The organism is Agarivorans sp. 1_MG-2023 (assembly GCF_030548385.1).
Lineage (GTDB): Bacteria > Pseudomonadota > Gammaproteobacteria > Enterobacterales > Celerinatantimonadaceae > Agarivorans.
Genome location: NZ_JAUOSJ010000002.1, coordinates 381,990 through 396,731, shown reverse-complemented (window position 1 = coordinate 396,731; position 14,742 = coordinate 381,990). Strand labels below are relative to the sequence as shown.

Sequence of the window (14,742 nt, the reverse complement as noted above, 5' to 3'; positions counted from 1 at the left end):
TATAAATAGCCCTTTGATACTAACAAGCTCTGCAGAATAATTTTATTTCCTTAGGCTTTTCTCCAAGCAACAAACCTCATCAAAGCCCCACGACCTAATGCGTTTACATACCTTGGTTTACTCTGATTAGAACTATCTCTACACTAAATGGCGAAATATTCGCAGCATTCACTGCAACTATTTCGCCACTTATCACCCTAAGTAGGATGGATCCTACTCAGCAAGCCCAGCTTGCTTAATAACACTTAGCTAATAGGAAATTGTATGGGCATTGAGTTCAATGACGGAGTTTTAGTATTTGACTCCTTTTTTACCGCCACCATCGGCATATTGGTGTTGTTTATTGGCCGACGAATTAACAGAGCGGTTAATTTTTTAAGAGAGTTCAGTATTCCTGAACCGGTTACCGGAGGCATTTTGTTCTCGGTAATCATTGGTCTTATTTACGCCCTCACCTCGGTAGAGATTGAGTTCACCTTAATCGCTCGCGATATTTTGCTGGTCTACTTCTTCACCACCATTGGTATCAACTCCAGTTTAAAAGATTTGCTAAAAGGTGGGATGCCCTTAGTGATTTTACTCGGCATTACCATTGGTTACATGATTCTTCAAAATCTCACCGGTATCACTGTGGCGAAAATTTTCGGTCTAGACTCTGCCGTGGGCCTCTTAGGAGGAAGTGTATCGCTAATTGGTGGACACGGTACAGCCATTGCATGGGCACCACGAATTGCCGAGGATTTTGGCGTAACAAACGCCATGGAAATTGGTATTGCCAGTGCAACCTTCGGACTAATACTTGCCAGTTTAATGGGTGGCCCAATTGCCCAGTTCTTAGTGAACCGACATAACCTAAGCCCTAAAAAAGATGAGCCGTTAGATGTTGGTGTGGCAGAAGAAAACAAAGATAAAGGGATCACTGGCTTTGACTTTTTAGATGCCATTTTAGCGATTCATATCTGTGTTATTTTAGGCTTCATACTGAATGAAATCATTGCCAACGTGGGCTTACAGCTACCGCTATTTGTAACCTGTTTATTTGCCGGTATTGTAATGACAAACTTGGTACCGTCTTCGCTGCCGCGTATAACGGGTACCCAATGGCCAACCCGTAAACCAGCCATTGCATTAATTGCCGATATTTCCCTAGGTACTTTTTTAGCGATGTCGCTAATGAGCATGCAATTGTGGACGCTGATTGATTTAGCGGGTCCTATTTTTGCCATCCTCAGCGCCCAGTTTGTGATTGCCATTCTAGTGAACATTTTCATCGTATTCCCAGCAATGGGCAAAAGCTACGACGCAGCAGTAATTTGTTCAGGCTTTGGTGGTATATCGCTAGGCTCTACGCCTACTGCAATGGCAAATATGTCAGCGGTATCGCAGCGCTATGGTAACTCACACCTCGCCTTTATTATTGTGCCTTTGGTCTGTGCCTTCTTCATTGACTTGGTGAATGCCTTATTGATTCCATTCTTCTTAGCTAACTTCTAGCATTACTCAGAGGGGATGCATTTACTGCATTCCCTCTAAATAGTAAGCCTCTGTTTTATCTCGTCATTTACAGCAAAAAAAACAAACTGACATAAATACTTATAAAAAAAAGGCTGTTTCATCTGCTATACCTTAACTATTCAACTGACTAAAAAATACTCAATATTTAGGAGGCGCTTGCAATGACTATGATCAGCGCTAAACAGTTTTCAGAATGGTTATGCGACCGTTTCGCCGAAGACAAAAAAGGGGTTTGTTTGTCGCGAGAAGACATTAACCACCTTACTGGCCGCCAAAGCTTTTCTCTGGGTTTTGTGCACGATATTCACTATGAACTCATGCCTCATGGTATGGCGTTTGTTACCGACACTAGCCGTGAAACCTTTTATTTGGTTCCCATTCAGAAACGCAATTGGCGTGATCACCTAGAAAAACAATACGAGCGAGAGCTGTTTTGCAATGTACTCCCCTTGGATAAATCGGGTACCTAAGGCTTTGCTTAGTTATAACCATATACCCCACTAAGCTTGCACGTTTAACAAGGTCGATCCAAATGCCTGCTTACTACGTTTAATAAAGTAGTAAATCGTTAAGGACGGTATTTTGGACAAACTACAGCGCACAATCACTTTTTTAGGATACGCAGGCTTAAGTGTTTTCATCGCTTTATGTTTGGCCACACTAATGCAAATAAAGTTGTTCACACACAGCCCTCAGCAATTGTTTGTTGGATATAGCGCTGTCATCTTAAGCTTCCTTTGCGGAAGCTTGTGGGCACAAGCATTAAACGGCGAAAGCCATAGCAGTAAGCAACTGATTATTAGCAACCTACTGAGTGTGCTCAGCTTTGTATGTTTAATGCTAAATTCCACCAGCAGTGCACTCATTTTACTGGTCGGTGCTTATATAATTATTTATTACCGTGAATGGCATAGCCAACCACCTAGCCGCTTTAGTCCGTCTTACCAACGTTTACGCTTAATTTTAACCTGCGTAGTGGTGAGCACTCACCTACTAATACTTGCCTATCAATAAACCGGAGTACTTATGCAATTACGAATTTTTTATGATGGCCAATGCCCTTTATGTGTAGAAGAAATGCGTCAACTTAAGTTTTTTGATCACCGAGAGCTAATAGAGTTACAAGACATCAACCAAGCTGAGTTTACCGACAAATTTCCACACATCGACCGAACAGAAGCCAGCGATATACTGCATGCAGAAACCGAAACAGGGACTTTGTTACTAGGCTTAGATGTTACCGCTCAAGCTTGGGGGCTGGTGAATCAAAAGCCATGGATACAACTGCTACGCACCCCGCTGTTGCGTGGAGTATCTGACAAAGCCTATTTGGTGTTTGCTAAAAATCGCTTCAAAATATCGCGTTTGTTAACTGGCAAAGCCCGTTGCGATGAACAAAGCTGTGGCGTAGATAAGCAGTTTGACTAAACCATGCTAAACATTTTAGGGGAAAGTGATGCAACGCGTTGTTGATGTAAACCTAGCGCTTCGAGTATATGAAAAAATTACCCGCTTAGGCATAAAGCAAGGTGAAAGTTACCTTTATCAAGGTTTGCGGGCTAGCTCCGATTGGGATGGTTACACCATTGTGCTCAGTAACCAACAATTGGATCTTAGTGTATTTTTTCACAATAAATACCAGTTTTCGGTGCATGACGATAAAGCGATAGATAGCTTTATAAAACAACTAAAACACCTCGACCAAGACTAATTACTTGGCCACGGTATACGCTTCTCCATTGCCACATGAGATCTTGATCTCAAGTTCTAGCCTTCGGCTAACTGGTCAGAGCTGCAACTGTTATGGTAACAAACTGTTAACACTTAGCAGGATGCCAAGTTATGCCAAAACCCGTGCAGCAATGGTTTAATGAATATGCCGTTAGCCATAAAAACCCAACCAACAAAGCCATTCATTGGTTTATGGTGCCTGCTATCTATTTCAGTATTGTTGGCCTTTTATGGTCTCTGCCTTTATCAGCAGTTGTCAGTGACCAACAACTTTCCCCTTGGATAAATGCCGCCAGCCTTTTAGCTCTGCCTATTCATTGGTTTTACTTACGCTTATCCAAAGCTCTCGCGCTGGCGATGGCCTTATTCACCCTGTCGTGTTTTCTGTTATGCGATTTGATCAGTACATTAAGCCCAATTCCACTTTGGCAATGCAGTATCTGGATATTTGTAGTGGCCTGGATTGGCCAGTTTATTGGCCATAAAATTGAAGGGAAAAAGCCCTCATTTTTTGAAGACATTCAATACTTACTGATTGGCCCTTTATGGTTAATGGGCTTTGTCTTTGACTACTTAAACATTGAATATAAAGCAAAAAAATAAGCGGCAACTGAAGCTTAGTCTAGCTAGTCGTTAATACTTATTGCTCCACCGAGTTCTGAGCGGCTTGCTGGAATAGCTTGTTCCTTGATTGCAGCAGAAGGAGAAAGAGGAGGAAAGAGCAAGCTCACTTAACGAAGAAAAGTTGCTAAGAAAGCCGCTAAATTTAGCATCCTAATAAAGAAAAACCCCGCTCTAAGCGGGGTTCTTTATTTTACAAACAGAGTGATAACTAAAGCTTATTTCTCTGTGTAAGTATCATGAGAGGCTTCAAGCTTGTAGAAGGTAGCTTGAGCGTAATCGTCTAAGTCACCAGAGATGTTTTGATTATAAACACCAGCTTTAAAGTACATGTACTTGCCGCCAACATCGTAGCCACTGTCACTCATGTCAACTACCTGAACAGCGTCTTCTTTGCCTTCACGCATAACACTAACTGTCATCATGTTGCCAACCACTTCGATACGGTAGCTGAAGATCTCACCTAGAGCGATACCATCCTCACCCACTTCAGCTGTCAAGCCACCCACTAGCGGATAAAAATCCTCTTTTGTGGCATCTTGGCTTTCATGTGCAAAGTAAACAGCACCTGTTGCTTGATTTGGTAGTTTACGGTAGTACAAACGAATTGGCTCATCGTTTTGGTCGTGGATTTGACCAATGATAAAGCGACCTACTTCATTAGCTTTACCGGTAGTCGTAGCGTGGTCAATTTTTAGGGTTGCTTCTAACACGCCATCAATACCGCCAGCCGCTTTTAAGTCTGCTTCAGGAGCACTTGAGAATACCCAGTTGTTTTTGTTCACACCTTTAGTGCTATGTGACATGTTACCGCGACGTAGCATCTCACGAAGCTCGGTACGAGCATACTTGGTGTTTTTAGAGGTACGAACACCTTTCACGTAAGATTTGAATACTAGACCACCATCATCAGCGGTGTAGAAAATCTCAGGGTGTTGGTAACCGTTTGCTAAGTTCCATTCAGACACGTCGTCTGGACGTTCATTTTTATCATGGTCAAAAGGCTGAGATAGGTACCAGTATGACAAATCAAAGTTTTCGCTCGGTGCGTTACCTGCTAGCGGGGTTGCTGGCAAACTTGGTGTTGGCGGAAGCTCACTACGCGAACAATTTACCGTAGTATCACATGGGTATACTGCTGGCGCACCAAAATCACCTGAACGAAGGTTTTTACGCGATTCTTTATACGCTTTCTCTGCCGCTTTCATTTCTGCAATCATTGATGCTTCTGCAGCAACGACTGCTGACGTAATGATGTGGCTTGAGGGACAAGCGTTAATGTCGCAATTCACGGCAGCTAGTTCAGTAACACTGTTCCAACCATTTTTAGTATTGCCGTGTCCAACATATTTTACGTAACGTGCATTTACCGCAGGCTCAAACTGAAAACGCTCTAGACCAAGGGCTTTACCCGAGCTCATTTGGCTTTCGAGTACAGTTGTCCAGTTTTCACCATCAACACTCATTTGGATATCAAATTTAGACTGACGCTGGTTACCTTTACTAAATGCAGCTTGAACGGCATCAAATTCTTGAACAGAACCAAAGTCCAACATTGCCCATTCACCGTCACCCGCTGAAGACCAACGCGTTGTAAGATCTTGGTCCAATAAACGGTCAGGGCCGTTACCATCGTGGCTACTTGCTGTAACTGCTACTGGCGTTAATAAAGCTTCACCCGTTTCCTTGTTGTTAACGAACTCATTAACAGGATCAGAGGTTGATGTACAACCTACAGCTAAAAAAACAGACGTTGCTAACAAGCTTTTAAGATAGATATGTTTCATTTACCCATTCACCTAATGTTGTATAAATCGATGATGCATTTTGTAGTACAAAACCAATTTAGCGCTGTGTATTGATGTGGAAATAACAGCTATATCCTTTTCCACATTATCTAAAACCCTATACAATAGTGTTTTCAAACTCTAACGAACACTAATTGTAATATAATTTAATAATACAAATGTGACTGAGTATTGATAAATGCGATTAAGGTCTAATACCGTCGTCCGAATAGTGATCAATGTTCAAAAAATACAGCTTACATCGAACCTTTTCCCAAAATGTTCATCCATAAACTACCAATAGAAGCCAGCCTTTATATCGAAGGTAATGCCCTATTAATGTCCAAACTAAAGACAAAATAAGCGTATTGTCTGCCTTAGCGACAAAATTGTTACCTCAATGAATAGTGTGGTTGATAGGATTCTCAGTCTTTGTACAAACTGTGTCGCTCTATTCTTTTCGACGTCATAGTTAGCAAGCTAAACGCTTTAATAACGGCAAGGCTCGCCATCTCGAGTATTGGCCTAGGCCAACATTCCAAAGCACTCGAACGCGCTTGCGGCTCCCTTCCCAAGCAACTTAACTAGCGCTTAGTTAATCTTCTCACCATGGTGTTGAGTCAATACAGCTTGGAGTTCAATGCCGTCAGTACATTAGGCTTATCCAAGCTCTTAGCGCTTGCTATGCTCAAGTTTACTTTAAGCGGCTTTTTGCACTGTAATCTCATCAACACACTAAGCTCGATTCCATTTTAGTCATGCACTGGGATGACTTTTATGATGGCGGAGTACTCAACTTGTTGAGCACATATAAAAGGGGAAGCCACGGGAAGGTATTCAATATAACACATTGAATAAAAAGCAAAAAATAAGCCGCTACTGCGGCTTAGTCTACTTACACTTTAATGTTTATTGTTTCGCCTAGTCCCGGTCGGCTCGCTGGCGCGGCCTCAGGAACATCAGCTGCGGCAACTAATTCTTGTACAGCTTTACCGTCTTGCTCTTGTTGGCTTTTAGCCAACTTGGCTGAAATCACTTCCATTGATTGAGAAGTGCTTGCACCATTGATTTCCATTCTACCTCCTGATTCCTGGTCATCGCTTCTTTAGCGGCTTTATTGAGAATAACTTTAGCTTTCTCGGCCACAAAAGATCTTTTTTATGCCGCTACTCTTCACAAGTTTCGGTCGTCAGCTGGTGCTCACCAGCATCCTCACCTTCAGCAATAATAAAGTCGCTAAGCAATTGATAACAAAGCGCTTGGCCCTGTTTATCAATGGATTTAATAGTGATCAAACCACTGTTACCAGAGCGACGGTTACTCCATTGCTCTTTCGCATCCTGCTTAGGGGCTTTCATCAATTTTTTCATCGCCTTAGCGTATTGTTCTCGGTCTTTTTCTGTGAGGCTGTCGGCATTTTTGAAGCCCAAACGCTCAGTGGTGTTTTCACCTATTTTACCAATGAGATTAAATGGCGAAGTAAGAATGCCGCCTACGAAGCCTGATACCAAACCACGGCTGGCTTCTTTTCCGGCTTCTTCGGCTTTACCTACTAGCTCATCGGCACTGGCGATCATCTCTGGTATTTCTACACGCAAGGCTTCACTTTCAGCCAAAATAAGCGGCACTTGAGGCACCACTTTAGCTATTTGTTGGTTAGTGCCTCTCACCGTTGTGTTGGTATCATCTACTCGCTTTAATACTGCGGGTAGTTCACCACGCCACGCGTCTGACTCAGCCAATATTGGCTCTATTGCTTGGCTAATCGTGGTAACTTCATCAATGATTATGGGCAACTGTTGGTTAATAACATCAATACGCTCTAGTACATCTGGAATCAAAGCTTGGTAACCCGCGCTTTGCTCTATGATTTGTGGAATGAAGGTTTTAAGCTCGGCTACCTCTGCCACTATTGGGTCTACTCGTTGTGCTGTAGCGTCTACTTTTTCCAACAACATGGGTAACTGCTCACGAAATTGGCGCAACTCTAAAGTAAAAAAAACAATCGCCGCAGCCAAAGCAAACAAACCAATACTTGTTAGTATTCGCACTAAACGAAGCAAACCTTCCATAAAACATCTGTCCATCGTAAAAAATCCACTTCCAGCTTACCCTATAAAACCCGTTTTAGGGTGAGCCTAATAAGTAAAACTTTGTCGTTTTACTTTTCCCGCCATAAATAGGAGCTGTTACAATAAGCAATAATTTACTATTGGCTACCAGCATGACCCAAGAAAACAACCCTTTGCACGGCAAAACCCTTGAAAGCATTTTAAAAGAACTGGTCGATTTTTACGGCTGGGACGAATTAGGCGCGCGGATCAATGTTCGCTGCTTTACTCACGACCCAAGCATTAAATCTAGCCTGAAATTTTTGCGTAAAACCCAATGGGCCCGCGACAAAGTAGAGAACTTATACTTGCGAATGAAAGGGCAAGCATAAACAGATTGTTTGTTCACAAATCGCTGACAACACTAGCAACATTTGCGCAGGCTACTTATAGTAGAAGTAACTACTAAGATGTTGATTAAATAAGGGCTATTTGTGGAACTTAGACTAATACTCAACGGCAAGAAAGCACACCTTCCAGATATTCGCGAGGCAGTCTCTCAGCTCCGCCAGCAAGGGCACAACATTCAAGTGAGAGTCACCTGGGAAGGTGGCGACGTAGAACGACTGGTCGCCGAGGCACATCAACAAGGTTGGAACTCGCCAGAGAAAAAACTGATGATTGGCGGCGGTGATGGCTCGGTACAAGAAGTGGTATCAGCCTTAATGCTCTATCCTGCAGAGCAGCGCCCTAGCCTAGCCATTTTGCCCCTCGGTACCGCCAATGACTTTGCTACCGCTTGCCAGATTCCTACTAACCCTTTAGATGCCATCACTTTTGCCTTGGAACATTCTGCGCAAATGGTGGATGTAATAAGCGCTAAAGATTTAGAGAATCAACAACAGTACTATTTTATGAATGTACTCACCGCCGGTTTTGGCGCACAAATCACCGCCGAAACACCGGTAGAGCTAAAAAACTTTTTAGGTGGCGGCGCTTATACCCTCTCTGGAATAGTACAAGCCTTAAACTTTAAACCTTATGTTGGGAAGCTTAATAGCCCTGATAAAAGCTTTGACGATGGTTTAATCATTGGTGCGCTTTGTAACGGCAAGCAGGCCGGCGGCGGTCAAATACTGGGGCCAAATGCTTACTTAAACGACGGTTTGATGGACATATGCATTGTGCGGGATTTCCCCGCTACCGCCTTAAGCCAAGTACTGCAAGAAGCCGCTGCTTTTGGCAATGGCGATACCCAAAACGGCGAGTATATTGTAACTTGGCAAACCCCTTGGTTAGAGACTAAGTCAGAACAGTTTATACCCACAAACTTAGACGGCGAACCGCATAAATTTAATCATGCCCGTTTTGAAGTTGTACCAAATGCGCTGCCGCTAATCATTGCACAAAACAGCCCATGTTTATGCTGATTAAACCCCATCGCCTTTGGGCTGTTTTCACCGTTAGGCTTACACCATGAAAAAGAACGTTGTTATTAGTTGGTCATCAGGTAAAGACTCCACGCTCACTCTTTTGCGGCTGCTTAAAGACCCAAGATATAAGGTTACCGCCTTATACACCACCCATGTGAAAAACGACGTTCCATTTCAAGCAACCCCTTTAAACGTTGTGCAAATGCAAGCAGACCTTATTGGTTTGCCTCTCATCACCATAGAGCTTCCAGAGGTTTTTCCCAGTAATCACATTTACCAAAGTACCGTGATTAACGGGCTGAAAAAATCAGGTATTGCGATAGATGCAATCGCCTTTGGAGACATGTTTTGTAACGGTATTGTTGATTATCGAAGAAGTTACATAGAACCCGCAGGGTGGGAATGTGTTTTCCCCTTGTTAGGCGAAGCTTCCGAATCACTGGCTGCAGATATTCTTAGTAGCGGTATTAAGACATTTTTAATCACTGTTGATAGTGAACGCTTACCAAGAGAATACTGTGGCCGAGAGTACAACGAGGAACTGCTTAGTGAACTGCCACCAGATATTGACCCTTGTGGTGAAAATGGTGAGTTTCATACCTTGGTGGTGCAAGCGCCTTGCTTTAACGGACAAATAAACCTAGAGCTGTTACATGTAGAGCATCTGCAACGTTTCAGCCATCAAAGATACAAGGCGACTTCGGTAACCAACACCAGTAAATCACACTAATTGCACAACTAAGCACCATGACTAAAGAAGGGATCAACTAGCGCTATTTGCGGCACTATTTACGCACAATACGCTGCCCATGAAAAAACCGATGTAAATGTCTGCTATAACTCACTATGGTGAGTATTGTTACTCAGGCCTTGGTTTGTTGCAGCTTTGTCACTCGTTCGCAAATATACCAATATTAGAAGCCGTTTTAATGCTGCCCTTTATCTAGGCTTAAAAGGAATTATCAATGCCCCAGCAAAATCAAAAAGTATTAGTGTTATTTGCTCACCCTTCGCAAGACCGCTCAGAAATAAATCGGCCTATGTTTAAGCTAGCCGGCAACATTGAAGGGGTAACAGCGGTAGATTTATACCGGGAGTACCCTACTTTTCGCATTAATGTAGATAAAGAACAACAGCGCTTATTGGAACACGACATAGTGATTATGCAGTTCCCTTTATATTGGTACTCTACTCCCGCTATTTTAAAAGAATGGCAAGACTTAGTACTGGAATATGGCTTTGCTTATGGGCACGACGGCAACATGCTACATGGCAAAAGTTTACTCTGTGCCATCACCGCTGGCGGTGCCGAAAACGCCTACTGCGATAAAGGCTATAACCACTTCACTATTCGCGAACTACTACACCCGCTAGAGCAAACCGCATCCCTCATTGGCATGCGTTACCTAGCGCCCTTTGCGTTATTTGCCTCACGCACCGCCGCAGAAGAGCAACGAGTGGGTGTTCATTTAAATAATTGGAAAAAGCTATTGGTTAATCTTGTTGAAAACAAGGTGGATTTAGAACTGGCCAGCCGCCTAGACAAGCTCACTCAGCTTCCTAATAACTTGTTCAAGGAGGCCTTATGACCGGTTATTTTCTACAAGCCTTTGTCTATCTTATTGCTGCTGTATTAGCGGTTCCTTTAGCTAAAAAACTCGGTTTGGGCTCGGTATTGGGTTATTTAATTGCTGGTGTCATTATTGGCCCAGTAATCGGTTTAGTTGGCACCGAAACCGCCACCATTCAGCACTTTGCTGAGTTTGGCGTGGTGATGATGCTGTTTGTGGTGGGGCTAGAATTAGAACCCCGCATGTTATGGGATATGCGCCACAAGCTCATTGGTTTAGGCGGTCTGCAGGTATCGTTAACCACCATTGTGGTGATGGGTATCGCCTTAGCCTTTGATTTACAGTGGACCATTGCGCTCGCCATTGGCCTAATCTTTTCGCTGTCTTCTACCGCAATTGTGCTGCAAACCTTTAATGAAAAAGGCCTAACTAAAACTGATGGCGGCCGTTCGTCGTTTTCGGTGTTGCTGTTCCAAGATATCGCTGTAATCCCCATGCTGGCGCTTATTCCACTGCTCGCGTTACCGGAGTTAATTGAAAAAGCCGAACAACTTGGCCAAGCCGCTGCCGAACATGGCGACAGCTTAAACCTAGTGGCTCACCTACCCGGTTGGGCCTATGCCTTGGTGGTTGTGCTGGCCATTGCAGCCTTAGTGGTAGGCGGCCATTATCTTAGCCGCCCACTGTTTCGTTATGTAGCAAGCTCTGGCCTGCGTGAGATCTTCACTGCCGCTACCTTAATGCTGGTGATTGGCATCGCCGCGTTAATGGGCTTGATTGGTTTATCGCCGGCATTAGGCGCGTTTTTGGCTGGGGTAGTATTAGCCAACAGTGAGTTTAGGCACGAGTTAGAATCCACCATCGAGCCCTTTAAAGGGCTGCTGTTGGGGCTATTTTTTATCACCGTTGGCGCAGGTGTAGATTTTGGGGTACTACAAGTACATTGGCCTAAAGTTATCGCCATGGCCTTAGCGGTTATGCTAATTAAAGCCTCGGTACTGTTTGTACTGGCCATCATCTTTAAAATTAAAAACAGCGACCGTTGGTTGTTTGCACTTAGTTTGGCGCAAGCGGGTGAATTTGGCTTCGTATTACTTAGCTATACCGTGCAAAACCACGTTATCCCTCAAGACATTGCGCAAATACTGTCTTTGGTTGTGGCCTTCTCCATGTTCTTAACCCCTAGCCTGTTTATTCTTTACGACAAAGTGATATTACCGCGTTACGAAGAAGCCGAGAACCATCAAGAACCCGATGAAATTGACGAAAAAGGTACCGTAATCATTGCCGGTATTGGTCGTTTTGGGCAAATTGTAAACCGCTTCTTAGTAGCCAATGGCATAAAAACCGTGGTGCTCGATCACCAAGTTGCTCAAGTAGAATTGATGCGCAAAATTAACATCAAAAGCTACTTTGGAGACGCTACACAACCCGAGTTATTGCACACAGCAGGCATTGAAGAAGCCAAGCTCATGGTAGTCACCATTGATGATAAAGAGCGGGTAAGAGACATTGTTAAGTACGTAAAACATAACTTTCCACATGTGCGCTTAATGGTACGGGCCTTTGACCGTGGCCACGCTTACGAGCTTCGTAGCTTAGGAGCAGACCACATTATTACCGAAGCCTACTACTCGGCGCTGGAGATGGGTGGTCGAGCACTGTCTGAGCTAGGCTTTCATCCGTTTAAGGCTGAACAGCTTAAAAATGCTTTCGACCAAATTGAAAAAGACAACAAAGAGAAGCTTTACCAAACCTGGCTGGCCAGCAGCGAAGATAACCGCTTTAGTAATGACTATCGCGATCTGTTTTTACAACTAGAAGATCTGTTGGGCAAAGCCATGAACAAAGACCGAAGTGACGGCCACTCTCTAACCGATAGGGGCTGGACGCCACCGCCTAAAAACTATTTAGACGACTTTGAACAAGACCAGCCAAAAGCTGATGATAAACCTTAAACTTAAGTTTTAATGCGCGAACAAACAGGCCAAAGTATTGGCCTGTTTTTGTTTTCATATCCTGTTTCGGCCACCCTGAATAAGTTGAACCCCAAAGCCCACTCAGGTTTAATGTGGCCAAATATGCAGTAATAAAGAACACTATGAATATCAGCCAAGCCGAAAGAGATGCGCTTTACAAAGTGATTTATTCGCGCAGAGACGTGCGTAAAGACTTCATCAACAAAGCCATTCCACAAGATGTTATTCAACGTATTCTTGCGGCGGCGCATCATGCACCAAGTGTCGGTTTTAGCCAGCCTTGGGATTTTATCTTAGTAACCCAAGAACAAACTAAACAGGCGATTAAACGCGGCTATCAAGCGGCCAGTGCCGAATCGGCCAAGCTATTCTCTCAAGAAAAACGCGATACCTACCAACGCTTTAAACTAGAAGGCATATTAGAAGCCCCACTTGGCATTTGTGTTACCTGCGACAGAGAACGCAATGGCCCAGTAGTGATTGGCCGCACCATAAAACCAGAAATGGATTTATACAGCACCGTATGTGCTATTCAAAACATGTGGCTGGCCGCGCGTGCCGAAAATCTCGGCCTAGGCTGGGTAAGCATTATTCATGATCAAGTATTACGCGACACCTTAGCCATTCCCGAGCGTTTAGAAATTATTGGCTACCTATGCTTGGGCTATGTGTCGAGCTTTAGCGAAAAACCAGAGCTAGAACAGTTTGGCTGGCTACCTAGAGAACAACTAGACCAACTGGTTCACAATGAAAAATGGACAGACAAATCTAAGTAAACGAAGCAGTTGGCAATCTGGAGTAAAGCCACAACACATAAGCTAAGGCTCACTGCCAATTTCGTTCGATTGATTTGACTCAGCCCTATTCTGGCCTAACACGGATTTGCCCCATTTCAAGTTAGCGCATTCTCCACGATTATCTCTAATATCAGAACATTGACCAAGTTTTCGTAATGCGACAAAGTAACTTATGATCTACTTTCTAACCAATTAATAACCTCCTTAGACTCTACACGACAGGATAGTACTAGCGTGAATAAACTCTATATCATTGGCAATGGATTTGATTTGCACCATGGCTTACCAACATCATTAGCAGGCTTCCGAGACTATTCCAAACATAGTGAATTCCACCGATTATATGAAAATGGTGTTTTTATGATGTCCGCTAACCAGACATTAGATGAGCACTGGCAACATTTAGAGACAAATCTTGCCAATTTTGATGTCGATGCACTCATTGAATATGCTAGCGAATATTACGATGATGACCCTCATGAAAATCAGTTTATCTATGAAGTCGAAAATGCTATCGACGTGCTTACAGTGGGGCTTAAAAAGAACTTAAACAACTATTTGTCATTGGCTGAGAGTAGTACAGTTGAGGACGACAAAGTATTGCCAATCGATACTACTGCTCGCTTTCTATGTTTCAACTATACGAACACCCTTGAGCGGATTTATAACATATCTTCAGATCGTATCTGTTACATTCATGGCAAGCTAAATAGCACTGACGTCCCAATTGTTGTTGGCCACGGTATGGAGGCTTCAGAATATAAAGCTCCGCCCTCAATTGACATATCAACTCTCTCAGAAGAAGAGTTTGAGGCCTTTTATGATTCTTACTCACCTGATTATGAACACTCTGTTAGTGAGGCTCATAGATACTTTAAAAAAAATCACAAGGACACTGCTGCTTGTATCCAAGTATCTAGCATGTTTCTACAGTCTCTAGTAGATATTGAGAGAGTGGTAATCCTAGGTCATTCTTTAGCAGAAATCGATAAACCTTACTTTGACTATGTAAACCAAATAGTTGGGCCGAAGTGTCGATGGTGGGCGTCTTACTATCCAAGTTCCGAAGAAGATGCAATACGTAGTCGACTTGAAGAGATTGTTGATGATGAAAATAGGATGAAATTGATAGAGATGTCCTTGTTGACTAAATAATTTGAAGCTATCAATTTTCTCAAACTATTTAACGTGACGGATACCCAATGGTGTGTCACAGCAGCTCACGCTAATTCAACTTTGCTTTATCACCAGCTATTC

General features: G+C 43.3%; 15 protein-coding genes and 1 pseudogene. 13 read left to right on the top strand and 3 right to left on the bottom strand.

Translation table 11 applies throughout. The features are described 5' to 3' along the window. Positions 1-264 precede the first annotated feature (264 nt). The 6 genes from gltS (at position 265) to Q4592_RS03825 (ending at position 3,849) form a co-directional block, all read left to right on the top strand. Positions 265-1,494, top strand: coding sequence for a sodium/glutamate symporter (gltS, locus tag Q4592_RS03850; protein ID WP_201798686.1), 1,230 nt, complete (start codon positions 265-267; stop codon positions 1,492-1,494). 182 nt (positions 1,495-1,676) lie between these two features. Further along, entirely contained in the window at positions 1,677-1,985 is a 309-nt protein-coding gene (locus Q4592_RS03845) for a hypothetical protein (protein ID WP_303509978.1), read from the top strand. Positions 1,986-2,097: 112 nt separating this feature from the next. Beyond that, a complete protein-coding gene (locus Q4592_RS03840; protein ID WP_303509975.1) occupies positions 2,098-2,529 on the top strand; it encodes a DUF3429 domain-containing protein in 432 nt (143 codons plus the stop codon). A 12-nt stretch (positions 2,530-2,541) separates the two neighbouring features. Next, entirely contained in the window at positions 2,542-2,943 is a 402-nt protein-coding gene (locus Q4592_RS03835) for a thiol-disulfide oxidoreductase DCC family protein (protein WP_303509972.1), read from the top strand. A gap of 28 nt (positions 2,944-2,971) precedes the next feature. Further along, positions 2,972-3,226 (top strand): DUF3081 family protein, encoded by a 255-nt coding sequence (locus Q4592_RS03830; protein ID WP_303509970.1) that lies wholly within the window; start codon positions 2,972-2,974, stop codon positions 3,224-3,226. 131 nt (positions 3,227-3,357) lie between these two features. Continuing rightward, positions 3,358-3,849 carry a DUF962 domain-containing protein gene (locus Q4592_RS03825; protein ID WP_303509967.1) on the top strand — a complete coding sequence of 164 codons (492 nt, stop codon included), beginning with the start codon at positions 3,358-3,360 and terminating at the stop codon, positions 3,847-3,849. A 236-nt stretch (positions 3,850-4,085) separates the two neighbouring features. Here Q4592_RS03825 and Q4592_RS03820 read toward each other — a convergent pair whose 3' ends face one another. The 3 genes from Q4592_RS03820 to Q4592_RS03810 form a co-directional block, all read right to left on the bottom strand. Beyond that, positions 4,086-5,654 (bottom strand): polysaccharide lyase family 7 protein, encoded by a 1,569-nt coding sequence (locus Q4592_RS03820; protein ID WP_303509964.1) that lies wholly within the window; start codon positions 5,652-5,654, stop codon positions 4,086-4,088. Between the two features lie 895 nt (positions 5,655-6,549). Then, positions 6,550-6,729, bottom strand: a complete 180-nt coding sequence (locus tag Q4592_RS03815; RefSeq protein ID WP_137671991.1) for a hypothetical protein — start codon at positions 6,727-6,729, stop codon at positions 6,550-6,552. Positions 6,730-6,820: 91 nt separating this feature from the next. Next, positions 6,821-7,741 carry a hypothetical protein gene (locus Q4592_RS03810; protein WP_303509960.1) on the bottom strand — a complete coding sequence of 307 codons (921 nt, stop codon included), beginning with the start codon at positions 7,739-7,741 and terminating at the stop codon, positions 6,821-6,823. A 137-nt stretch (positions 7,742-7,878) separates the two neighbouring features. Here Q4592_RS03810 and Q4592_RS03805 point away from each other — a divergent pair. From Q4592_RS03805 to Q4592_RS03775, 7 genes and pseudogenes are all read left to right on the top strand, one after another. Beyond that, positions 7,879-8,079: pseudogene (locus tag Q4592_RS03805) on the top strand (VF530 family DNA-binding protein); the annotation flags it as partial. A gap of 120 nt (positions 8,080-8,199) precedes the next feature. Then, positions 8,200-9,135, top strand: coding sequence for a lipid kinase YegS (gene yegS / locus Q4592_RS03800; protein ID WP_303509959.1), 936 nt, complete (start codon positions 8,200-8,202; stop codon positions 9,133-9,135). Positions 9,136-9,181: 46 nt separating this feature from the next. Continuing rightward, a complete protein-coding gene (locus tag Q4592_RS03795; protein WP_303509955.1) occupies positions 9,182-9,868 on the top strand; it encodes a hypothetical protein in 687 nt (228 codons plus the stop codon). A gap of 235 nt (positions 9,869-10,103) precedes the next feature. Beyond that, a complete protein-coding gene (locus tag Q4592_RS03790) occupies positions 10,104-10,727 on the top strand; it encodes an NAD(P)H-dependent oxidoreductase (RefSeq protein WP_303509952.1) in 624 nt (207 codons plus the stop codon). Beyond that, a complete protein-coding gene (locus Q4592_RS03785; RefSeq protein WP_303509949.1) occupies positions 10,724-12,667 on the top strand; it encodes a monovalent cation:proton antiporter-2 (CPA2) family protein in 1,944 nt (647 codons plus the stop codon). Before Q4592_RS03790 ends, Q4592_RS03785 begins: the two co-directional genes overlap by 4 nt. Before the next feature lie 143 nt (positions 12,668-12,810). Beyond that, complete coding sequence (gene bluB / locus Q4592_RS03780; protein WP_303509946.1) at positions 12,811-13,464, top strand: 5,6-dimethylbenzimidazole synthase; 654 nt, start codon at positions 12,811-12,813, stop codon at positions 13,462-13,464. Positions 13,465-13,719: 255 nt separating this feature from the next. Beyond that, positions 13,720-14,640, top strand: coding sequence for a bacteriophage abortive infection AbiH family protein (locus Q4592_RS03775; protein WP_303509943.1), 921 nt, complete (start codon positions 13,720-13,722; stop codon positions 14,638-14,640). The last annotated feature ends 102 nt before the right edge of the window (positions 14,641-14,742 follow it).